Raw genomic sequence first — 20,986 nt, 5'->3', positions numbered from 1 at the left:
GCCCACGCCGAACTCGGTATTTACCCTAGGGACCGTTCTGGCAGTCAGGGCGGGCGTGAGGGATTTTTTTTACAGGCTCTCGGCTTCTCAAGGCACTGTGCGTGCGTCGGCGGGGTCTGTCAACCCGTGAATCCCTGCGCATCGGCCAGCGCGGGGACGGACTCGCCGGCAACCACAGCGTGCGCTGCACCGGCACGCCCATTGCGCGCAGGCGGCGCCCAGCCAAACAAGAGCCCCGGGACGTCTATCGCCACGGGCGGGTCAAGCCGCCCGATACGCCAGCACCGCCTGCCGCTGCTGGCCCAGCCCGTCGACGCCCAGCGTCATCACGTCGCCGGCCTTCAGGTAGCGCGGCGCCGGCCGCCCGGCCGCGTCGCGCCGGCCCATGCCCACGCCCGGCGGGGTGCCGGTGGTCAGCACGTCGCCGGGATGCAGCGTAATGAAGCGGCTGGTGTAGGCGATCAGCCGCGCCACGCTGAAAATCATGGTGCGGGTGTGGCCGGTCTGCATGCGCTCGCCATTCACATCCAGCCACAGGCCCAGGCGCTGCGGGTTGGGCACGTCGCTGCGCGTCACCAGCCAGGGGCCGATGGGGCCGAAGGTGTCGCAGCCCTTGCCCTTGTCCCAGGTGCCGCCGCGCTCGATCTGGAATTCGCGCTCGCTGACGTCGTTGACCACGCAGTAGCCGGCCACGTGCGCCAGCGCGTCCTTTTGCGCCACATGGCGCGCCGTGCGGCCAATCACCACGCCCAGCTCGACCTCCCAGTCGGTCTTCTTCGAGCCCTTGGGCAGCATCACCGCATCGTCGGGCCCCTGGATGCAGGAAATGGCCTTGCTGAAGATGACCGGCTCGCTGGGCACCGGGGCGCCGGACTCGGCCGCATGGTCGGCGTAGTTCAGGCCGATGGCGATGAACTTGCCCACGCCCGCCACCGGACAGCCCAGGCGCGGGCGGCCGCGCACGGCGGGCAGCGATGCCGGCTTGAGCCGCGCCAGCCGTGCCAGCGCCGCGTCGCCCAGTTGCGCCGGGCCGATGTCGGGCACGTGGGCCGACAGATCGCGCAGCACGCCGGCGTCATCGATCAGACCGGGTTTTTCCTTGCCCATGGGACCATGGCGCACCAGCTTCATGATTTGCTCCAAAAATCAAGAAAAACAGTTTTTGCCCTTATCCATCAATCGCAAACAGCTACATCATTGATAGCATTCGTGCCAGACAAGCGTCCAGTTGCTCGCTCGGGCTGCGCCGAAAACCCGAACGGGCAAAGCGCTGCAGGCGCCCCGCGACAAAGGCCACCAGCAGCGCCGCCGACAGCTTGGCGTTGGCGTCGGGCGTCAGCGCGCCGTCGTCTTGCGCCGCGCCGTCGCGCAGGCTTTGGCGCAGCGCGGCCTCCAGCTTGTCGAACAGCTGGTTCATGCGCGCCTGCAGGCGCTCGTGCTCGCCCACCAGCGCGTCGCCCACCATCACCCGCGTCATGCCGGGGTTGCGCTCGCCGAACTGCAACACCATGGCCGTGATGCGCGCGGCCTGCGCGGCGCCCGCCGGCTCGCGCGCAGCGATCTGGTTGATCAGGCCGAACACGCTGGACTCGATGAAGTCGATCAGCGCCTCGAACATCTGCGCCTTGCTGGCAAAGTGCCGGTACAGCGCCGCCTCGCTCACCTGCAGGCGCGCGGCCAGCGCGGCGGTGGTGATGCGCTCGGCGCCCGGCTGCTCCAGCATGGCCGCCAGCGTTTGCAGGATCTGCTCGCGCCGCTCGCCCGGCTTGGCGCGCTTGCGCGGCGCAGCGGTGGCGTCGAGGGCCGGGTCGGCCGTGCTGGCGGGGGCGTCGTCGGGCGGCATGGCGGCGGTCGGGTGTGTCCAAATGATTCTCGCACAGCATCCCGCGCGGTGACCACTGGGGCCCGCCGCCCGCAAAACTCGGTGATTTGAGAGGCCGCAAAGCAGGCCGCGCCGGCGACCGCCGGGGCCCGAGTCTCCCCGGTCGCTGGCGATGTCCCCTGGAGGGGGAATGCCGCAACACCGCGCAGCGGGCGGAGCAACGGGGGTGGTCAGCTTTTCTTGATCATGGTGCCGAAGGCCTGGTCCGTCAGCACCTCCAGCAGCATGGCGTGCGGCACGCGCCCGTCGATGATGTGCACGGCGTTCACGCCGCTCTTGGCAGCATCCAGCGCGCCGCTGATCTTGGGGATCATGCCGCCGGAGATGGTGCCGTCCTGCACCAGCGCGTCAATCGCCGCAGGCGTCAGCTCGGGCAGCAGCTGGCCGTGCTTGTCCAGCACGCCGGGGATGTTGGTCAGCATCAGCAGCTTCTCGGCGGCCAGCACCATGGCCAGGCGCGCGGCCACCACGTCGGCGTTGATGTTGTAGCTCTCGTTGTGGCTGCCGTAGCCGATCGGGCTGACCACCGGGATGAACTGGTCGTCCTGCAGCGCCTTGACCACCGCCGGGTCGATGTGCTCGATGTCGCCCACCTGGCCCACGTCGTGCTCCACGCCGGGGTCCTTGCTGTCCACCATGCGCAGCTTGCGCGCGCGGATCATGCCGCCGTCGCGGCCCGTCAGGCCCACGGCCTTGCCGCCGGCCTGGTTGATCAGGCCCACGATGTCCTGCTGCACCTCGCCGGCCAGCACCCACTCCACCACCTCCATGGTCTCGGCGTCGGTCACGCGCATGCCCTGGATGAAGCGGCCCTGCTTGCCCAGGCGCTTCAAGGCCGTCTCGATCTGTGGGCCGCCGCCGTGCACCACCACCGGGTTGATGCCCACCAGCTTGAGCAGCACCACGTCCTCGGCAAAGGCCTGCTGCAGGGCCGGATCGGTCATGGCGTTGCCGCCATACTTGATGACCATGGTCTTGCCATGGAACTGGCGGATGTAGGGCAGCGCCTGCGCCAGGATGTCGGCCTTGGCGCGCGCGGTGGAGGCGTTGGTTTCGAGGGTCATGGCAGGCGGTGGGGGTCGGGTGAAAAGCGGCAAGCCGCACATGATAGAAGAACGCCTACATCCGCGAGCCGCGAAACACCCGCGGCACCTTGAAGCGGATCAGCATCAGATACGCCCACACGTAGCTGACCGCAAACAGCACGCAAAAGCCCAGCAGCACGCCGCTGAAGCGCCAGAACAGCACGGCCGGCACGACGGTCAGCACCACGAAGCTCCACAAATACGGCGCCGTGCGGTTGTTGCGCTTGAGCATGTTGCGCGCCTCGTCCTCGTCCAGCACGCTGCGCACCAGGCGCCGGTACACCAGCTGGTGCAGGTGCAGCGCGTCGGCCATGCCCGGCGAGTCGCCGCGCGCCAGCTTGCGGTAGATGGAAAACAGCGTCTCCGTCACCGGGTAGATCAAGAGCAGCAGCGGAAACCAGGGCGACACAATGGGGTGGCGCTGCACCAGAAGCAGGCTGATCACCGCGATCAGCAGGCCCCACACATAGGCGCCCGCGTCGCCGGCAAAGATCAGCCCGCGCGGGTAGTTCCACAGCAGAAAGCCGCCCGTGGCCGCCGCCAGCGCCACCGCCAGCGCCGCCAGCTCGCGGTCGCCCACCTGCAGGGCCACGTGCGCCAGCGCCAGGCTCACCACCAGCGCCACCATGCCCGCCAGCCCGTTGTAGCCGTCGATGAGATTGAAGGCGTGCGGCAACCCCGCCACCGCCAGCACCGCCAGCGCCACGCCCAGCGCCGGCCAGGCGCTCCACCAGCCATCGATCCAGGCAAAGTCCAGGCGCGGCACCGACACCCCCAGCGCGCCCCAGGCCAGCAAGGCCGAGGCCAGCGTCAGCAGCAGGCGCCAGCGCACCGTCAGGCGCTGGGTCAAGTCCTCCAGCACGCCGCCGGCCACGGCCGGCAGCAGCATCAGGCCCCACCGGGACAGGTGAATGCGCGAGGTGTCGATGTTGCCCGCCAGCTCCGCCCACTGCAGCAGCGGCAGCGCCGCCAGCGCCAGGGCCCAGGCGGCCAGCACACCCACGCCCCCCAGGCGCGGCACGTAGCCCACGTGAAAGCGCTGCGGCGCGTCCTTGGGATAGCGCCCGGCGCGCCGGCGCAGCGCCCGGCGCACGACCAGCGTGAGCACCACGGACAGCAGGAAAGCAAGAACCGCCAGCGACAACATGGGCCGTGATTATCGAAGAATGGAACCGGCCCTCCCGGCCCTCTCCGGCGCGCAAAAAATGAGCACCATGGTAGCATCCAAGCCCTTGCGCGCACCTGTGCCCGAGACGCGCCAACCGCTTGATTCTTCATGGATTCCGCACCCCCTTCCCTGCACGTCTACCAGCGCGAGATCGACACCGCCGAGCGCACCTCGCTGTCGGTGCTGGCCGCCCGCATTCCCGCCGGCGCGCGCGTGCTCGACCTGGGCTGCGGCAGCGGCGCCATCGGCCGCCACCTGGCCGCACGCGGCGGCGCCGGCCCCATCGACGGCCTGACCATCAGCCAGGACGAGGCCGATCTGGCCGCGCCCCACTACCGCCGCGTCGAGGTCGCCAACCTCGAAAGCGCCGACCTCACCGCGCTGTTTGCCCCCGCCGGCTACGACATCATCGTCTGCGCCGACGTGCTCGAGCACATCCGCCACCCCGAGCACGTGCTGGCCCAGTGCCGCACCCTGCTGGCCGACGGCGGGCACGCCCTGCTGTCCATCCCCAACGCCGGCTACGTCGGCCTGCTGGCCGAGCTGATGGCCGGCGAGTTCCGCTACCGCCCCGAGGGCCTGCTGGACGAAACCCACCTGCGCTTTTTCACCCGCCGCACCCTGCTGCGCATGCTGACCGAGGCGCGCTGGGCCGTCGATCACGTCGAGACCGTGCAGCGCCAGTTGCCCGACTCCGAGTTCAACGTCGCCTTCGACGCCCTGCCCCCCGCCGTGGCACGCCACCTGCTGGCCCTGCCCGACGCCCTCACGTATCAGTTCATCGTCGCCACGCACCCGGCGGCGGCCGCACTCGCCGTGTCCGACCCCATGCACGACAACATGGCATCGATCGCGCGCCAGCCTGACCTGTTGCCAGCGCAAGCGCTGTACTCGGCTCAACTGTACTGGGACGATGGCGAGGGTTACGCCGAAGACCGGAAATGCGTGCGAGCAGGCGTCATCGGACAGGGTCACCAGCACCTGCATTTCACATTGCCTGCCGGTGTTGTGGTCCGTCAACTCAAATTTGACCCTGCCGACCGCCCCGGCATCCTTTATCTGTACAGCTTGACGCTGCGCGAGGCCAGCCGCGGCAATGTGATCTGGCGCTGGTCAATGAGTACCGACGGCTCACAGGCGCTGCTCGCGCGGCTCGAATCGCAGCAAATGGCCTGGGGCGTGATCGCCGATGGAACCGCCTTGTCAGCGGTGTTGTGCGGGGACGATCCATGGGTCAAGTTGCCCATCGCAACCGATGTGCTGGCCCAGGTCGCCGCTGACGGCGAATTGGTGCTGGACACGGAACTGGGATGGCCCATGTCGGCCGACTACATGAGCCTGGTCGGCATGATCGCCCCGTTGCAAGCCGAGCAGACGTTGCTGCGCGCGCAAGCTGGGCGAGTGACGCAGGTGCTGGCAGACCACGAAAAACTCGCCCTTGAACACGCCCAGCTGCACCGCCTGCATGCCGACCTGCACCGCGAGCTGGTGCAGGAGCGACACGAACGCCGTCACTTGTTTGCCGAGCGCGACCGCATGCGCACCGAAGTAGCCAATGTGCGCGCAGAGCTGAAAGGAATGGCCGAGCACGTGGACAACCTGAGCAATTTGCGCTCGGTGCGCTATGGGCAAAAGCTGTCCGGCCTGTTGCGACTTGGAAAATCCTCGGCTTTGACGGAGCATCCCGCAGCATCCGGCGCACCCGCCCTGGACACCTTGCCTCCCCTGAACGCGACCAACAAAGCCACCGCCACGGCCCAAACCAGCGAGTCCGTTCCGCACGCGTTGAGTGACACGGTGGACATCATCGTACCGGTTTACCGCGGCCTTTCTGACACCCGGTTGTGCGTGGAATCGGTATTGAACAGCACGCTGTCGACCCAATACCGGCTCATCGTGATCAATGACTGCAGTCCGGAGCCTGAAGTGACCGCCTGGCTGCGTGACAAAGCTGCGTTGGAGCCCCGCATCACGCTGCTCGAAAACGAGCAAAACCTCGGATTCGTCGGCACCGTGAACCGCGGCATGAAACACTCGGTCGCTCACGACGTGCTGCTGCTCAACAGCGACACGGAGGTGGCCGGAAACTGGCTGGACCGTTTGCGCCGATCGGCCTACGCCGCCGCCAAGGTGGCCTCGGTCACGCCATTTTCGAACAACGCCACCATCTGCAGTTACCCCTCGTTCTGCGCGGCCAACCCGGTGCCCGATGGCGAAACCACGGCCAGCCTGGACGGAATGTTCGCCAGAGCCAATGCGGGTCAGATCGTGGACGTACCCACAGGCGTCGGCTTTTGCATGTACATTCGTCGCGACTGCCTGAACGAAGTCGGCTTCTTCGACGAAGAGCACTTTGGCAAAGGCTACGGCGAAGAAAACGATTTCTGTCAACGCGCGCAGGCCAAGGGCTGGCGCAACCTGCACGCCCTCGATTGCTACGTGCTGCATACCGGCGGCGTCAGCTTTGGCGACACCAAGAGCCCCCGCGAGCAAGCCGCCATGCGCATCTTGGCCAAACTGCACCCGTCCTATGACGCCCAGGTGCAAGCCTTCGTCAAGATCGATCCCGCCGCCAAGGCGCGCTTGGCGGTCGATTGGCTTCGCGCCACCGACCAAGGCAAGAAGCCCGTGGTGCTGGCCGTTCACCACCAGCGCGGCGGCGGTACCGAGCGCCATGTGCTCGAGTTGGCGCGGACGCTGGCGGACACCGTGACTTTCGTCTCGCTCAAACCAACTGGTGCGCATCACGTGATGCTGCAATGGGTGTGCCCCGTCGCTGTCGTGGGCCGCCCCGACCAAAGTTTGGCCACCCTGGCCACCGAGCCATCGGTCTGGTCCCTGTCAACCACTGGGTGCGCCGTACTGAACCTGGTTGATGAGTTGCCCACGTTGTTGCAGCTGCTGCGCACGCTGGGCGTGGTTCACGTGCACTACCACCACCTGCTGGGCCATCACGAAGTTATCTGGGATCTTCCCAGGCTGCTGGGGGTGAGCTATGACTTCACCAGCCATGATTTCTACAGCCACTGCACGAATATCACCCTGACAGGCAACGACAACCGATATCACGTGGTTGACGATCAGGGTGAATGCTGCGGGGGAACGCACCCGCCGTCGCTCCCCAACGTGGTCGAGAAAATCGACGATTGGCGCATCCGCAATCGCTTGTTCCTGGAGCGTGCGCGCTATGTGCTCTCGCCCAGCCTGGACACGGCCAGTCGCATGCATCAGGCTTTTCCGACGGCAGCCGTGCGCTTTGCGCCGCACCCCGACTTGGATTGCAGTACTCTGGTTGCGCCCACACCGCGCACGCTGTGCCCCGATCGCCCGCTGCGCGTACTTGTCATCGGCGCACTGTCCATCATCAAGGGCGCCGACGTACTTGAACAGACAGCGCGCTTGGCCAAAAAAGCTGGCGCGGCAATCGAGTTCCACCTGATTGGCTTTGGTTACCGTCACTTGCAATCCGGTCCAGGCTCGGCGCTGACCGTCTACGGCCAATATGAAGAGGCCCAGTTGCCGGCTCTGATTCAGCGAATCGGACCGGATGTGGCGTGGTTTCCCGCGTTGTGGCCGGAGACATACAGCTACACCCTGAGCGCGGCGCTGACGGCCAATTTGCCGGTGGTGGTACCCAACCTGGGCGCCTTCATCGAGCGCGTGGCCGAGCGCCCCTGGAGTTGGGTGCAGGCGTGGGACAGCACGCCCGAACAATGGATTGACGTGTTTCACGCTGTGCGCACACAACTGCTGGCGAACAGCGACATTGTGCCGGTGGCCCCTGCCATGCCTGCTGCGCTATCCAGAATGGCCCAAATGCAAGGCGCATGGGACTATCACCGAGACTACGTGGGCTTTGCCGCTGCAGTCCAATCCGGCGACGACGCCCTGCGCCGCGCGCAAGAGATCGGGCAGTTCTTTGCCAACGCAAACCGCCTCAACCCGCCGCCCGATCCCGCACGCGGTGCCTTGTACGGCCTGGCATTGCGCCTGCAGCGCGCGCCCATGCTGGGGCCCGTCATGCGCAACGTTCCTCAAGGGCTGCGCTTTCACATCAAACGCTTGCTGAGCCGGTGATTGACTTTCGGGACGCAGCATGACGGCTTCCGCTGTCGTGACGGTTGTGGCGGTTGTGGTCACGTATCACGCTGACGCTGCACACCTGATGCGGTTGTTGCCACGCTTGGCGTCGCAGGTTGCGCATATCGTGTGCGTGGACAATACCGACGCGCCGGGTGACGTCAACCCGCCCGCCATGCTCACGCCCGACGCTCACACCACTGTGCTGCGCCTGGGCCACAACGTCGGCATTGCGCACGCGCAAAACCTGGGCATTGCGCATGCGCGCACGATGAGCGCCAGCCATGTGCTCTTGATGGACCAAGACAGTTTTCCGCCACCCGACCTCGTGCCTGCGCTGCTGCGCACGATGCAGCAGCCGAGCGCGCAGCCCGTCGCTGCTGTCGGCCCACTGTGTCGTGACGTGAAAACCGGTTGCATTCTGCCGCTGATTCAGCGCCACGGTTGGCGCGTCCGCCGCGTCGCGCCAATGACAATGACTGAATTCAACGTCACCAGCCACAAGACATCGATCACTGTCGAATACATTCCCGCATCGGGCAGCCTGATCGACTTGGCATTGCTCGAGAGAGTGGGCCCATTGCAAGCCGATTTTTTTATTGATCGCGTGGACGTCCAGTGGTGCCTGCGGGCGCGCTATCTCAATCTCGCCATTGTCGTCAACCCGGCCGTGAAGATGGATCACGACCAAGCCACACGCGTCGTGCGTCTGGGCACCCGGACGCTGTACGTCGGTCACGATTTTCGCGCCTACTTTCACGTGCGAAATTCACTGGCCATGGCGCTACGGGCGCGCATTGCGCCGTTTTGGCGCATAGATCAACTGCTGAAACTGCCGGTCTACATGGCACTGCATATCGCTACCGCGCAGCACGGTCGCTGGAGCATGACCGGCTTGATGATTGCCGCCGTGCGCGACGCCCTGCTCTGCCGCATGGGCCGTGGGCATTTCACCGATCGGCCCCTACACTGAGATGAATACTCATCACAGGTACTTCCGGCGGATGAAATGATGCGTGCGTCCCACCCTCTCCACCTGCCTGCAAGGCGGCTGGCCCGTGGTCGCGCCCGACCTGGGCGCTTTTGCCGAGCGCCTGGCCGGCCGCCGCTGGAGCTGGGTCGTGCCCTGGCAGCAGCCCACGGCCGACTGGCTGCGCTTTTTCACCGACATCCGCACCCGGCACTTCGCCACCGGCCACAGCCCCGAGCCGCTGGTGCCCGTGCCCGCCGTCGACAGCGCCGGCCCCGCCGCCGCCCACGCCGCGCAGCCCCCCGCCTGGTACGCCGGCGCCTACCTGGCCGATCTGCCCGCCTCCAGCAACACCGCCGTGCCCGCCTCGGCCTGGGCCGCCTTCCTGCCGGCCCTGAATGCCGACGCCGGCGGCGCCAAGGGCCAGGTGCTGGGCGCCCTGGCTCGCCTGCGCGCGCTGCCGGTGCTGGCCCCCGTGGCGCGGGCCATTCCCGCGCAGTGGCAGAGGCGGCTCAAGAACTGGTTGCGCACTTGAACAAAGGGGTCACAGAATCGACCCCTGCGCGCCACCATTTGCGGCTTCATGTCCTGTGATCCCCAAGTGATCCCCGCCGCCCCACCGCCCTTGGCCCGTGCCACGCCACGGCCATGGTTGTGCCGGCTGTCGGCGCGGATGCTCTCAGGGCTGCTGCTGGCACTCGGCGTGGCCGCGACCGCCGCGACCGCCGCACCCGCCGGACGCGGCCACGTTGACGGGGTCGCGCTCGACGGACGGCAGATGACGGTGGCCGGCTGGGCGGCGTCCGAGCAACCCGAGCTGTTCGTCACCAACCTCATCGTGAACCTGGATGGCCGCCAGGTCTACCGGGGTCGGATGCAGGGCGTCGATCGCCCCGACGTGGCGCAGGTCTTGCAGCGTCCCGACTGGCGCGGCAGCGGTTTTTCGGTGCGCTTCATGCTGCCCCAGCGCCTGCCGCCGGGCTCCTACACGATCGACGTGTCGGCGCGCCGCGGCGATGGCAGTGAATTCCCGCTCGCCATCGACCCGGTCATGGCACGGGTCACGGTTGCCGGCCCCGCACCGCCGTCAAACGCCGTGCTGGCCACCTTGCTGCTGGCGGCTGCCTTGCCGCTGGCGGCCCTGGTCCTGCCTTCGATCCGCGCTTGGCCGCGCGGCATGCTGCCATCCCGGGGCTTTGCATGGGCGCTCGCTGCATCCTTCGCGCTGCTGGTCGCCCTGGGCGTGACCGGCTCCTCGCTGGCCTTGCTGCTGCGCGCGCCAACGGTGACCGCCGAGTCCATGTCGCCATGGTTTGGCCAGCCGCAAATCGCGCGCAGCGACGAATGGGAGGTGCTCACGCCGCTGGCCCTGGCGCAGGGCGCGCACGTGCCCCGCTGGCCGGTGCTCAACCGCAACCTGGGCGAGCAAGGCCAGAACATGCTGGTGATGGGCATGACCGGGCTGCCGGTGGCGCACCTTTCGGCGCTGGCCAAACCCGCCACCTGGGGCCATTTCGTCCTCGACCCACGCCGCGCGCTGGCCTGGACCTGGTGGTTGCCCATCATTGGCGCACTCGGCGCCCTCTGGTGCCTGTTCATGCGCCTGACGGGGCTGCGCTGGCAGCCGGCGGCGGCGTTGGCCGCCGCTCTGGTGCTGGCGCCATATTCGGTCGGCTTTTCCTTCTGGCCGGCCTACCTCGTCATGTTTGCCGCGCTCGGCCTGCTGGCGCTGGACCGCCTGCTGCACGCTTCCCGTACCGCGGCCGGCCTGGCCTGGGGCGGGGCGCTGGGCTGGTCGGCCGCCGGCTACGCGCTGGTGCTCTATCCGGCGTGGCAGATCTCGCTGGCCACGCTGTGCGTGCCGCTGGCGCTGGCCTGGGCCTGGCGCGAACGCACGCGCTGGCACTGGCGCCGGCCGCAGACCCTGGGTCTGCTGGCCGCGCTGGCGCTCGCCGCCACGCTGCTGCTGGCCTGGTGGCTCGACGCGCGCGAGGCGGTCGCCGCGATGCGCGAAACCGTCTATCCCGGCCGACGAGTCACCGAAGCCGGCGGCGACATCGACCTGTGGTTTCTGCTCAAGGGCTGGCTCAACCCGTTCACCCTGCACGTGGACGCACCCATGGTGCGCAGCGAAGCGGCTTCGTTCCAGTTTTTGTGGCTGCCGACCCTGGTCGTGGTGGCCTGGCGGTGCCTGCGCACGCGCCGCGCCGATCCGGTGGCGCTGGCCCTGCTGGCGTTCGCGCTGTTCGCGCTGACGTTCCAGTTCATCGGGTTTCCGCGGTGGCTGGCGCGCCTGACCTGGTGGGACTCGGTCACCTCGTACCGGGTCGATCTGGCGCTGGGCGTGGCCCAACTGCTCCTGATCGGCTGGTGGCTGGCACAGGACGACGAGTTCGCCCTCCCCACGACAGCGCGCCGCATTGTCGCCGCCGCACTGGCGCTGGCCGTGCTGGCGCAAGCCACGTGGGAGAGCGCCCACATGCCGCTGGACATCGCCGACGGACTGCCCCGTGGCGTGCTGATGCTGGCGGCCGCGGCTGCTGCGGGGGCGGCCGCGCTCTGGGTGCTCCGGCACGGCGCCGCCTTCATTGCTCTCTACCTTGGCTGGACGCTTGCCGCCACGCTGTCGTTCAACCCCTTGGGCCAGGCGCCCGCCGGCCTGACGCTGACGGAACCGCTGCGCATCGCGGGCCTGGCTGACGACACCGCGCACAACGGCCCCCGGCGCGGTGTCGCCGTCATCGGCCAGCGCCACTGGGCCATGACCCTTCCGGCCGCCGGCGTGCCGGTCGTCAACAACGTGTTCTATTACCCGCAACCCGCGTTGTGGGCGCGGCTGGACCCCGCGGGCCGGTACCGCGGCGTTTACAACCGCTACCACCGCCTGTTGCTCGAACTCGCGCCCCTGCCCGGCGACACAAGCGTTCTCATCGAATCGCCGCGCCTCGATGAAGTGCGCCTGACGCTCGACCCCGCGCGCTTCGACTTTCGCTTGCTGGGTGCAAGCCATGTGCTGGCGCCGGTGCGCGACGCCGCCGCCCTGGGCTCCAACCCGACGCTGGCGTTGCAACCGATCGGCGCCGGCGCAGCGGTATACACGCTGTTCGAGGTGCGGCCCTGAGGTCGCTCGGCGCCGCGCCGCCTCACTTATTCAACAGCCATGCATCCTGGTGGTTCCAGAACCACACGGGCGCCACCACCGCTTGGGCCGGCGCGGGGCCCAACTCGCGCACCCGGGCGCGCACGAAGTGCTCGTCCGTGAATGCGGTGCCATACTCCTGTGCATCGATGGCGTTCGATTCGCTCGAAGCAGCAAAAAAATAACCCTCGCCATCCAGCGTCACGCCGGCGCGGCGCGCCGCCTCGATGCCGTGGGTCGAAAACACCAGCAGCCCGCCCGGCGCCACCGCGTCCCACAGCACCGACAGCCAGCGCCCCCAGCTGCCGCGCGGCAGGTGGCTGAACAGCGACAGCACGAACACCAGGTCGTAGCGGCGCGGCCAGGCCAATTGCTCGGGCACGGCGTGCGACACGAAGCCCTGCACGCCAAACGTCGCACGCGAAAACGCCACCGCATCCGCCACCACGTCCGACACCGTCACCCGCTCGGCACCGATCGCCTTGGCCAGGTGCCGCGTGAAGCGCCCGTGTCCGCTGGCAAATTCCAGCACGTGATCCATCTTGACCAGCGGCCGGTCGGCGCGCTCCAGCAGCAGCAGCAGCTCCGACAGCGTGCGCCAGCCATCGGCCAGGTAGTCGCGCAGCGGGTTGTTGGACGTGGGGTGGCCGGCAAAAAAATGAAAAATGTCGTCCTGCGGCGCAATGCGGCAGTCCAGCCCGAACATGGTCGCAAACGCACCGTCCAGGCCGCTTTGCTCGATCAGGTTGTGCGCAGCCAGGCGCGTGGCGGCGTGGGCGCGCGCGCGCAGCAGCGCGGCGCCGGCGCCGGCGCGGTCGCCCGCGGCCAGCCGCTGCTGGCCTTCTTGCAGCAGGGCTTGCGCATCGTCTGGCGCTGCGGGATTCAATTCATGCATGGGGTCGAGTCCTTCATTCCCAGCGATGCGGCAAGCGCACCAGGCCAGGCATCAGCGTCGGCCGGACAAAGCGAAAGTGCCGAAACTGAAACCACTGTTCATAAACCACCAGCCCGCTGGCATCGAACAAGAACGCGCTGATCACGTACTGCCCGCTGTGCAGGCCCAGCTCGGGAAAGGTCAGCACCGACTGCCACACGCCGGGCGCCACCTCGGTCGGCGCCGCGCCATCCTCGTGCGTGGCCAGCGACGTAATGCCCACGCCCTGCGACTGCTCGATCATGAAGCCGATGTTGGGCCGCTCCTGGTCGCGCCCGCGCACCGTGATGGTCACCACCAGGTCCGTGCTGTCCAGCAAGGGCGGATCGACGGCCTCGTCCAGCGCCGCAATTTCCACCGACAGGATGGCCGCCGCATCCTGCACAGTCGCCGGCACGGGCGCCGGCGCGCTGGCGGCCATCGCGGGCGCCGGCGCATCCGCCGGGCCGGCCAGCAGCCGCGTGTGCATCTCGTACGCGCCGATCACCGCCTCGGTCGGCCCCAGCTCCATCACCCGCCCATGGTCCAGCCATAGCGCCACGTCGCACAGCTGGCGCACGTGGTAAGGGCTGTGCGAGCAAAACAGGATGGTGCAGCCGTTGGCGCGAAACGCCTCGATGCGCTCGATGCATTTTTTCTGAAAGCGCTGGTCGCCCACCGCCAGCGCCTCGTCGATGATCAGCAGGTCCGGCTCCACCGCGGTCACCAGCGCAAAGGCCAGCCGCACCACCATGCCCGACGAATAGGTCTTCACCGGCCGGTCGATCGCCTCGCCGATCTCGGCAAAGGCCAGCACCTCGGCCTCCAGCGCGGCCATCTGCTCGTGCTCGATGCCGATCAGGCTGCCGCCGAAGTACAGGTTCTGCCGCCCCGTGAAGTCGGGGTGAAAGCCCGCCCCCAGCTCCAGGATGGCCGTGATGCGCCCGCGCCGCTCGATCTGGCCCTGCGTGGGCTGCACCGTGCCCGTGATCAGCTTGAGCAGCGTGCTCTTGCCCGCGCCGTTGTGCCCCACCACGCCCAGGCACTGCCCGCGCTCCAGTTGCAGCGACACCCCTTGCAGCGCCCAGTGGCTGCGGTGCAGCGCGCGCCCCGTCAGCAGCGACTTCAGGCGCGCGCGCGGCGAGTCGTACAGGCGGTATTCCTTGCCCACACCGGCCAGGCGCAGAGGCGGCGGCCCCCCGGCGCTGGTTTGAACGGCGTCGGCGCGCAGGTTCAAGGCCTGCGCCGGCGTGGCACTTCCCTCGCCCATCGCTCCACTCGCGGTATTCACCAGGGTCTCGCCCTCACAGGCTCTTGTGTCGCGCAACGTATTCGTCCAGCAATTGCCGGATCATTTCTTGGTATTGCATGGGGTGCTTGCGCGCGGCCTCCTTGAAGAAGTCCACGCTCTTCGAACTCAGCGAGATCGTGACCTTGGTTTGCTCGTTTTTCAGCACCAGTTGCTCGGGCGAGGGCAAGAAACCGGGCACCACGCGGATCGCGCCCAAGGGCTCGTCAGTGTATCGAATTGGCTTGTTCATAAACGGCCTTGCCTTTGCGCCAATACCCGGCACCAACGCCCCGTGAAACGCACCGTCGCGCTCACGAGCCCTGCGCATCCAGCCGCTCCAGAATTTTCAGCGCCGCCGCCGGATCCGCCTGCGCCGCCATCGCGCGAAACCGTGCCTCGGCGTCAAACGCGGCGATGGCCTGCGTGCTCATTTCCTCGATCAGCTTGTTCATGGACAGCCCGCGGCTGTGCGCCACCTGTTTCAAGCGGCTGGCCGTCGGGTCAGGCAGTCGAATCGTCAAGGTGCTCATGGCCATTTCTCCAGGCATTGGGCCGGCGTCAACACCCGAAGGTGTTCAAAACTCAGTTCGCCGTGGCGCAGGTCGTGCACGTTGTGGGTGACCACAGCATGCGCGCCGCCCGCCACCGCCAGCTCGATAAGGTGATTGTCGCCCTCATCCCGCAAGTTGGGGCGCCAGCCAAAATAAGGCGTCACCCAGCGGCCCGAAGCCGCCAATGCCGCCAACACCTGCCAGCGCTCCGTCGGGGTCGTTGCATCGGTCCACAGGTGCGGTCGCGCCATCACATCCTCATATTCCAGCCACAGCGTGGTGCCAAACAGTGGTACATGGCGCCCTTGCAAGACATGCCGAATCAGTTGCCTCGAAGCACCGCCGCCAGAGCGCAGCGCGGCAACGAGAACGTTCGTGTCCAAGACCAGTTTCACCATTTTTTGACAGCATATATGCTGTCATCTTGATTTGTCAATGCGGCTGTCAAGCATGCCCAGTGGCAAACTCCTACAACCAATCCACCAACTGATCCCGGCTGCGCGCCACCGCCAGCGACAGCGCGCCGGCCAGCAGGGCGATCCAGGCGGCCAGCACCAGCCACACGTCGGCCGGCGGCCAGGCGCCTTGCAGCAGCGCCGACTGGTAGCCCAGCACCGGCGCCGTCATGGGGTTGAGCCACAGCAGCCAGCGCCAGCGCTCGGGAAACAGCGTGGCCGGAAACAGCACCGGCGACAAAAACACCCCCAGCGACAGCGCCACGCCCACCACCTGCACCACGTCGCGCAGCGCCGCCGCCAGGATCGCCAGCAGATAGGCCAGCAGGAAGCACAGCAGCCCCTGCAAGGCCAGCAGCGGCAGCAGCGCCCACACGCCCGGCGCAAAGTGGTGACTGCCCGCGTACAGCGGCAGCAGCGCCAGCAGCAGCGGCGCAAACACCACGCCGCTGGCCAGCACCGCCCGCGCCGGAAACAGCGCCGGCGGCAGCGGGTTCTTGTGCAGCAGGCCGCCCGCGTCCAGCAGGCTGGTCATGCCGCGCTGGGTGGCGTCGGCAAAGGCCATCCAGGGCAGCATGCCCACGATCAGGTAGGTGCCCACGCGGCCGGTGGGCGCACCCGCGCCCAGGCGCATGCCGAACACCACGTCGAACACCAGGTAATACGCCGCAATGGTCAGCAGCGGCGGCAGCCACACCCACAGCACGCCGCCGGCCGAGCCGGCAAAGCGCGCCGCCAGCTCGCGGCGGGTCATCACCGCCAGCAGCGCGCGCAGGCGCCAGAGCTGGCCGCACTCGGTTGCCAGCGCGCCGGGCATCAGCATGGCTCCAAAGCCGCCCGCCGCGCTACGCGCGCCGGCAAGGCGGCGGCCCTCGTCAGGCCGGTCGGCCGCAGGCACGCCACCCCCGGCCGCCCCACTCAGCGTGACGCCTGCTCGGCGATGGCCTTGAGCGCGGCCTGGTCCACCTTGGCGCCGGCGCCGGCGGCGTCCCACAGGCGCTCGCGCGCTTGGGACTCGATCTTGGCGGTGGCTTCCTTTTCCAGCTCGGGCGCCACGTCCTCGAACTTTTGCGCGCTGGCGGGCTTGCGGGCCTCCAGCTCGATGATGTGGTAGCCATATTTCGTCTTCACCGGACCGGCCAGCTCGCCCGGCTTCTTCAGGTCAAAGGCCGCGTTCTCGAACTCGGCCAGCATCTTGCCGCGACCGAAAAAGCCCAAGTCGCCCCCGCGCTGGGCGCTGGCCTTGTCGCTGGAATTCTCCAGCGCCAGCTTGGCAAAGTCCGCCCCCTTGCGCAACTGCGCCATCAGGTCCTCGGCCTTGGCCTTGACCGCCGCGTCGTCGCTGCCGTCCGGCGCCAGGGGCAGCAGGATATGGCGCACCTGCACCTGTTCGGGCACTGCAAAGCGCTCGGGATGTGCGCGGTACTCGGAGCGGGCAAACTCCGCCACCGCCTTGGGGTCGGGCGCGGCGCCCTGCGCCTTCTGGTCGAGCCAGAGCTTGCTCAGGGCGCGTTCGCGCACCAGCTCCAGGTATTCGGCGCCGGCGCGGGTCTTGTCGATTCCCCCGGCCAGGGCCTGCTGCGACAGCGCCCGCTGGTTGTAGATGGTGCGTGCAAAGCGATCGACGGTCTGGGGCTGCGACCAAAAGGTCGCGCGCTGGGCCGGCGGCACCACCTCGTTGACCATCGCCTCGAGTTCGCTCTGGGTAACGTTGCCGGCCGGGCCGGAGACGACCACGGTCGATGGGTTGGCCGCGGGGGCCGCAGCTGCGGCAGCGGGCTTGGTGGCCGGCGCCGGCGCCGGCGCCTGTGGCTGCGCGGCGCAGGAAAGGGAAACACACAGCGCAGCGGCAAGCGCGATGCGCGAAGACAGCAATCGAATGGGCAACATGACTTGAAAAATGAAGGCCGGCCAAGGAGCGCCGTGGACACCCCGGCGCCCCGGGTGCGCTGCACGCCGGCACTGGGCAAAAGCGTTAATGATACTCCGGCCATTGAGCTTTTGTGACGGCGCGGCATCGCGCGGTGCAGGCAGGGACGGAGCCACTTGCGGCGCGCCCGCGGGCAGCGTCGCGGCGGCCGGCGCGGCAATGTGGCGCGGGGCCAGCGCGCGCCACGGGCCGGTGGCGGGCCCGACCGGGCCGCCAACAAAAAAAGGGCGGGATTGCTCCCGCCCTTTTCAAGCCTTGGACCGGGGCCGGCGCGGTGAGCGCCGGCACCCGTGCCCGCCCGCCAATTACGGCGTGTAGCGGTGCGGCACGGTCAGGTCGTAGTTGATGCCGCCGTTCACGTTCTTGAACTGGATGGCTGCATAACCCACGATCGGCAGACCATTGGTCACACCGGTGCGCAGCGACGCCCAGCCGGCTTGGCCAGCCAGCACGCTGTTCACGTTGCGGTTGGTGATGGCCGCTTTCAGGGCCGAGGTGGCGCCGAACTGGGCCACGAACACTTCGCCGCAGTACGGGAAGGTGGTGCCGGGCGAGAAGCCACCGCTGGCGACCTTGGAGCCTTCTTCACGGTCGAACGAGCCGAGCGCGAAGTCGCGGCACAGTTGCGGACCGTAGTCGGTTTGACGCAGCGAAACGTCACCATAGAACACGCTGGTGTTGCCATTGACCGCAGCGGCCGTGGCGGCGCTGCTGCCGTAGGCAACGGCGGTGTGGTAGCGGCGCGTGGGCTGCGCCACCACCCAGTCGGTCACGAAGGGCACGGCAGCGCCGGCGGCCGTGGCGATGTACTCGTTGACCACGTTGGGCTTGGCCAGCGCCAGGCTGATCACGTCGGCCTGAGTCGCGGCGGCGGTGCCGGTCAGCGGGGTGGACATGTCAGGCAGGTCGAACCACAGCGCCGGGATGGTGGCGCCAGGGGCCGGCGGCGCGGCCGAGGCCAGCAGCGGGTCGGCCGTGAGCTGGTTCAGCGCCGTGGCGTAGCCATTGGTGTTGGCCTTCAGGACGTTGCGGTCGATGGTGCTGCCGATCTGCGGCGAGAAGGCGAAGTTGGCCGGGCCAGCGACATACAGGCCGTTGAAGATCATCCCGCCCACGGCGTTGACGATGGCGGTCTGCTCGCCGCTGTAGGCGCCTTGGGCGTCTTGCTGGTAAATGGTCCAGGAGCCCATCAGGCCGCCGGTCGGGTTGTTCAGACCCAGCGCTCGCGCAGTGCCTGCCGTGGCGTCGTCGCCGGCCGCAACGATGTTGGTCGTCAGCAGGTTGGCAAAACCAGCGCCGCTGCAAGGCGCCACGCCGCCCACGTGCTTGATGTTGGTGAACAGCGGGTTGACCTTGGTGCCGACCGCGCCGCCCTTGGCGGCGAGCATGGGCGGAATGTCGGCCATGTTCAGCACTTCGACGTAGCCTTCACGCGTGAGCGCGTTCTTGACATCAGCGGTAGCGTAGCTGGGCAGGCGCAGGTCGCTGAACACGCCCGGCCAAGCGGACTGGTCGGGGATGGTGCAGGACTTGTCGGGGGTGACGATTTGCGCACGGCCCGCGGCATTTTGCGACACCATGCCGCTCCACACGTCGCCGGGGGAGAGGAACAGGGTGAAGTCAAGCACATCGTCCGAGTTGGCGGCGCCACGGAAACGCACCTTGACGGCCTTGCCGTTGACGGCGTCGGTGTTGACGATGTTGACCAGCGTGGCCATGTTGCCCTGCGCCGTGTAGTACGGCGTGAACAGCTGGTGGCCGGTGCCGGCCGGATGCAGCAGCACAGTGCCGGCAACCGCGCCGTCGGTGTCGAACACGGCGATGGCGTTGGCGGTGCTGGCAACACCCAAGCCGCCCAGGGCAACTGCAGCGCTCAGCGACAGAATGCTCTTTTTCATAGCTATTGACTCCATTAAGAAAAAAAGGTTGCAAGACCCAAGCGAATCTTGGAGATGCCCGGCAATGCTAACACGGCGTTGCTGGCAAACTCAATCAGTCAAGGGGCCGTTACAAGGACTGAGAGACGATTTGTTGTATTTGTCGCACACTCGGTGGGCATGGCCTGACGCAGACCGCGCAGCATGGCGGCAGCCCGTGGCGCGCGCGGACGTCACAGCGACTGGTAGTACCACCACTGACCATCGGCGCGCACCCAGGTTTCGTCGATGAAGCCGGTCAGCTCCTGACCCTGAAAGCGCGGCACGTTGATCGTGCTGGTCAGACGCAGGCGTACGGTGCAGCGCTCCGGCTCGCAGGTGACTTGATGCACCTGCACACCCTTCCACTGGCCGGCGCCACCAAAGCGCTTGTAGTAGTCCTTCTGGGCCACCAGGGCGCGGTAGGCGGGCTGGGTGTATTCCCAGGCCTTTTCAAAGTTGCGGTGAATCAGCGCGTCCCAGCGCGCTTCGACGCGCTCGGTGACGACCTGTTCGGGCGTCTTGGGGGTGAAGGCGGCGCAGCCGGCCAGCGCCAGCACGCCGGCCGCCAGCAGGGGCGCCAGCGCGCGGCGCGTGGGGCGAAAGCGTTGGGTTTGAGTCATCAGGCAGATCTCCTTGGGAAAATGGGTTGGGGTTGGGGATGGGGCGCGGTGCGCCGGGGCCGTACTACTGAATCGGGCGGGTGAAAAAGGTTCGCGAAGGGGGGCGCGCGCCCGGTCTTGCTCCCTCGCCCCTCTGGGGAGAGGGTGGGGGTGAGGGGCTTTCTGGCGTTGGATTTGTTGGCTGTTGTTCGATGCTTGGTTGGCGCTGCTTTTTTCCGCTGGCCGGGATGTGCGCCCGGCGGCGCAGTCCCTTTCTTTGCTTCGCCAAAGAAAGGAACCAAAGAAAGGCGACCCCACGTCTGCGACCCCTGCGCTTCGCTACGGGGCAAACCTGCGTCGCACCGCTTGCGGGGTGCGCCGCAGAACTCGCTGCGTTCACTTCGTTCACTGCGCTCAAACAACCGCGGCGAGTCAGTCAACGAAGCGCGTGCATGCTGCGCTGCACGCGCCACCCCGCAAGCGCCGCGCCGCAGGCGCAGCCTCAAGGGGGTGGAAAAACCATTCGGGCCATCGCTGCGCTCGGCCCCAGGTTTGGCTGTTGGCGGGGCCGAGCGCAGCGATGGCCCGTGTTGGAGTTGAACTCCCCTCTGGCCGTGCCGAGAAGCGCAGGGCGTGGGGCGGGCATGGGCAGCGCAGCATGCCCATGCATCGTGATCTGACTTGCTGCGGTTGTTTGAGCGGCGTGAGCGCAGCGAACAAAGCGAGTTCCGCAGCACCGCCCCATGACCGAGCATCGCAGGCTGCCCGCAGCGAAGCGAAGGGACACGGCCAGTGGGGTCGCCTTTTCTTTGCCTACTTTCTTTTGGCGACGCAAAAGAAAGTAGGTGCGCCGCCGGGCGCACATCCCGGCCAGCGGAAAAAAGCAGCGCCAACCAAGCATCGAACAACGGCCAACAAGTCCAACGCCGACGGCCCCTCACCCCAGCCCTCTCCCCAAAGGGGCGAGGGAGCAAAACCGGGGCTCGGCCGCAGCCGGGGGCAGT

At 67.7% G+C, this 20,986-nt stretch carries 17 protein-coding genes; 4 read left to right on the top strand and 13 right to left on the bottom strand.

The genetic code is table 11. The features are described 5' to 3' along the window. Window positions 1-261: 261 nt before the first annotated feature. The 4 genes from U1F38_RS01360 to U1F38_RS01345 form a co-directional block, all read right to left on the bottom strand. Window positions 262-1,131: a fumarylacetoacetate hydrolase family protein gene (locus U1F38_RS01360; protein WP_409985258.1), complete on the bottom strand. Its 870-nt coding sequence runs from the start codon at window positions 1,129-1,131 to the stop codon at window positions 262-264. Between the two features lie 58 nt (window positions 1,132-1,189). Continuing rightward, complete coding sequence (slmA, locus tag U1F38_RS01355) at window positions 1,190-1,843, bottom strand: nucleoid occlusion factor SlmA (protein WP_409985257.1); 654 nt, start codon at window positions 1,841-1,843, stop codon at window positions 1,190-1,192. 209 nt (window positions 1,844-2,052) lie between these two features. Next, a complete protein-coding gene (argB, locus tag U1F38_RS01350; RefSeq protein ID WP_409985256.1) occupies window positions 2,053-2,946 on the bottom strand; it encodes an acetylglutamate kinase in 894 nt (297 codons plus the stop codon). 55 nt (window positions 2,947-3,001) lie between these two features. Then, on the bottom strand, window positions 3,002-4,114 hold the full coding sequence (locus U1F38_RS01345) for an MraY family glycosyltransferase (RefSeq protein WP_409985255.1): 1,113 nt from the start codon (window positions 4,112-4,114) through the stop codon (window positions 3,002-3,004). A 129-nt stretch (window positions 4,115-4,243) separates the two neighbouring features. Between U1F38_RS01345 and U1F38_RS01340 the strand changes: the two genes are divergently transcribed. The 4 genes from U1F38_RS01340 to U1F38_RS01325 all read left to right on the top strand — a co-directional run bounded on the left by U1F38_RS01340 (window position 4,244) and on the right by U1F38_RS01325 (window position 12,306). Then, window positions 4,244-8,212, top strand: coding sequence for a methyltransferase domain-containing protein (locus U1F38_RS01340; protein ID WP_409985254.1), 3,969 nt, complete (start codon window positions 4,244-4,246; stop codon window positions 8,210-8,212). Window positions 8,213-8,231: 19 nt separating this feature from the next. Beyond that, a complete protein-coding gene (locus tag U1F38_RS01335; protein ID WP_409985253.1) occupies window positions 8,232-9,188 on the top strand; it encodes a glycosyltransferase in 957 nt (318 codons plus the stop codon). Between the two features lie 43 nt (window positions 9,189-9,231). Then, window positions 9,232-9,720 carry a hypothetical protein gene (locus U1F38_RS01330; RefSeq protein WP_409985252.1) on the top strand — a complete coding sequence of 163 codons (489 nt, stop codon included), beginning with the start codon at window positions 9,232-9,234 and terminating at the stop codon, window positions 9,718-9,720. A 138-nt stretch (window positions 9,721-9,858) separates the two neighbouring features. Beyond that, window positions 9,859-12,306: a hypothetical protein gene (locus U1F38_RS01325; protein WP_409985251.1), complete on the top strand. Its 2,448-nt coding sequence runs from the start codon at window positions 9,859-9,861 to the stop codon at window positions 12,304-12,306. A 22-nt stretch (window positions 12,307-12,328) separates the two neighbouring features. Here U1F38_RS01325 and U1F38_RS01320 read toward each other — a convergent pair whose 3' ends face one another. From U1F38_RS01320 to U1F38_RS01280, 9 genes are all read right to left on the bottom strand, one after another. Next, window positions 12,329-13,219 carry an SAM-dependent methyltransferase gene (locus U1F38_RS01320; protein ID WP_409985250.1) on the bottom strand — a complete coding sequence of 297 codons (891 nt, stop codon included), beginning with the start codon at window positions 13,217-13,219 and terminating at the stop codon, window positions 12,329-12,331. 13 nt (window positions 13,220-13,232) lie between these two features. Continuing rightward, window positions 13,233-14,507 (bottom strand): ABC transporter ATP-binding protein, encoded by a 1,275-nt coding sequence (locus tag U1F38_RS01315; RefSeq protein ID WP_409985249.1) that lies wholly within the window; start codon window positions 14,505-14,507, stop codon window positions 13,233-13,235. 34 nt (window positions 14,508-14,541) lie between these two features. After that, complete coding sequence (locus U1F38_RS01310) at window positions 14,542-14,778, bottom strand: CopG family transcriptional regulator (RefSeq protein WP_409985248.1); 237 nt, start codon at window positions 14,776-14,778, stop codon at window positions 14,542-14,544. Between the two features lie 61 nt (window positions 14,779-14,839). Continuing rightward, a complete protein-coding gene (locus tag U1F38_RS01305; protein ID WP_409985247.1) occupies window positions 14,840-15,058 on the bottom strand; it encodes a toxin-antitoxin system HicB family antitoxin in 219 nt (72 codons plus the stop codon). Beyond that, complete coding sequence (locus U1F38_RS01300) at window positions 15,055-15,477, bottom strand: putative toxin-antitoxin system toxin component, PIN family (protein WP_409985246.1); 423 nt, start codon at window positions 15,475-15,477, stop codon at window positions 15,055-15,057. The genes U1F38_RS01305 and U1F38_RS01300 overlap by 4 nt, the downstream gene beginning before the upstream one ends. A gap of 70 nt (window positions 15,478-15,547) precedes the next feature. After that, window positions 15,548-16,351, bottom strand: coding sequence for an ABC transporter permease (locus tag U1F38_RS01295; protein WP_409985781.1), 804 nt, complete (start codon window positions 16,349-16,351; stop codon window positions 15,548-15,550). Between the two features lie 101 nt (window positions 16,352-16,452). After that, window positions 16,453-17,424, bottom strand: a complete 972-nt coding sequence (locus U1F38_RS01290; RefSeq protein ID WP_409985245.1) for a peptidylprolyl isomerase — start codon at window positions 17,422-17,424, stop codon at window positions 16,453-16,455. A gap of 345 nt (window positions 17,425-17,769) precedes the next feature. Beyond that, window positions 17,770-19,362, bottom strand: a complete 1,593-nt coding sequence (locus tag U1F38_RS01285) for a hypothetical protein (RefSeq protein ID WP_409985244.1) — start codon at window positions 19,360-19,362, stop codon at window positions 17,770-17,772. Window positions 19,363-19,574: 212 nt separating this feature from the next. Beyond that, window positions 19,575-20,003, bottom strand: a complete 429-nt coding sequence (locus U1F38_RS01280; RefSeq protein WP_409985243.1) for a hypothetical protein — start codon at window positions 20,001-20,003, stop codon at window positions 19,575-19,577. Window positions 20,004-20,986: the final 983 nt, after the last annotated feature.

The sequence above is a fragment of the Ottowia sp. genome (assembly GCF_046348305.1).
GTDB lineage: Bacteria > Pseudomonadota > Gammaproteobacteria > Burkholderiales > Burkholderiaceae_C > Ottowia.
This window is presented reverse-complemented; position numbering and strand designations above follow the sequence as displayed.

Coding starts and splice junctions, on each gene's coding strand:
- U1F38_RS01360 (WP_409985258.1), bottom strand. CDS start 1,131: ATGAAGCTGGTGCGCCATGGTCCCATGGGCAAGGAAAAACCCGGTCTG.
- slmA (WP_409985257.1), bottom strand. CDS start 1,843: ATGCCGCCCGACGACGCCCCCGCCAGCACGGCCGACCCGGCCCTCGAC.
- argB (WP_409985256.1), bottom strand. CDS start 2,946: ATGACCCTCGAAACCAACGCCTCCACCGCGCGCGCCAAGGCCGACATC.
- U1F38_RS01345 (WP_409985255.1), bottom strand. CDS start 4,114: ATGTTGTCGCTGGCGGTTCTTGCTTTCCTGCTGTCCGTGGTGCTCACG.
- U1F38_RS01340 (WP_409985254.1), top strand. CDS start 4,244: ATGGATTCCGCACCCCCTTCCCTGCACGTCTACCAGCGCGAGATCGAC.
- U1F38_RS01335 (WP_409985253.1), top strand. CDS start 8,232: ATGACGGCTTCCGCTGTCGTGACGGTTGTGGCGGTTGTGGTCACGTAT.
- U1F38_RS01325 (WP_409985251.1), top strand. CDS start 9,859: ATGCTCTCAGGGCTGCTGCTGGCACTCGGCGTGGCCGCGACCGCCGCG.
- U1F38_RS01320 (WP_409985250.1), bottom strand. CDS start 13,219: ATGCATGAATTGAATCCCGCAGCGCCAGACGATGCGCAAGCCCTGCTG.
- U1F38_RS01315 (WP_409985249.1), bottom strand. CDS start 14,507: ATGGGCGAGGGAAGTGCCACGCCGGCGCAGGCCTTGAACCTGCGCGCC.
- U1F38_RS01310 (WP_409985248.1), bottom strand. CDS start 14,778: ATGAACAAGCCAATTCGATACACTGACGAGCCCTTGGGCGCGATCCGC.
- U1F38_RS01305 (WP_409985247.1), bottom strand. CDS start 15,058: ATGAGCACCTTGACGATTCGACTGCCTGACCCGACGGCCAGCCGCTTG.
- U1F38_RS01300 (WP_409985246.1), bottom strand. CDS start 15,477: ATGGTGAAACTGGTCTTGGACACGAACGTTCTCGTTGCCGCGCTGCGC.
- U1F38_RS01295 (WP_409985781.1), bottom strand. CDS start 16,351: ATGCCCGGCGCGCTGGCAACCGAGTGCGGCCAGCTCTGGCGCCTGCGC.
- U1F38_RS01290 (WP_409985245.1), bottom strand. CDS start 17,424: ATGTTGCCCATTCGATTGCTGTCTTCGCGCATCGCGCTTGCCGCTGCG.
- U1F38_RS01285 (WP_409985244.1), bottom strand. CDS start 19,362: ATGAAAAAGAGCATTCTGTCGCTGAGCGCTGCAGTTGCCCTGGGCGGC.
- U1F38_RS01280 (WP_409985243.1), bottom strand. CDS start 20,003: ATGACTCAAACCCAACGCTTTCGCCCCACGCGCCGCGCGCTGGCGCCC.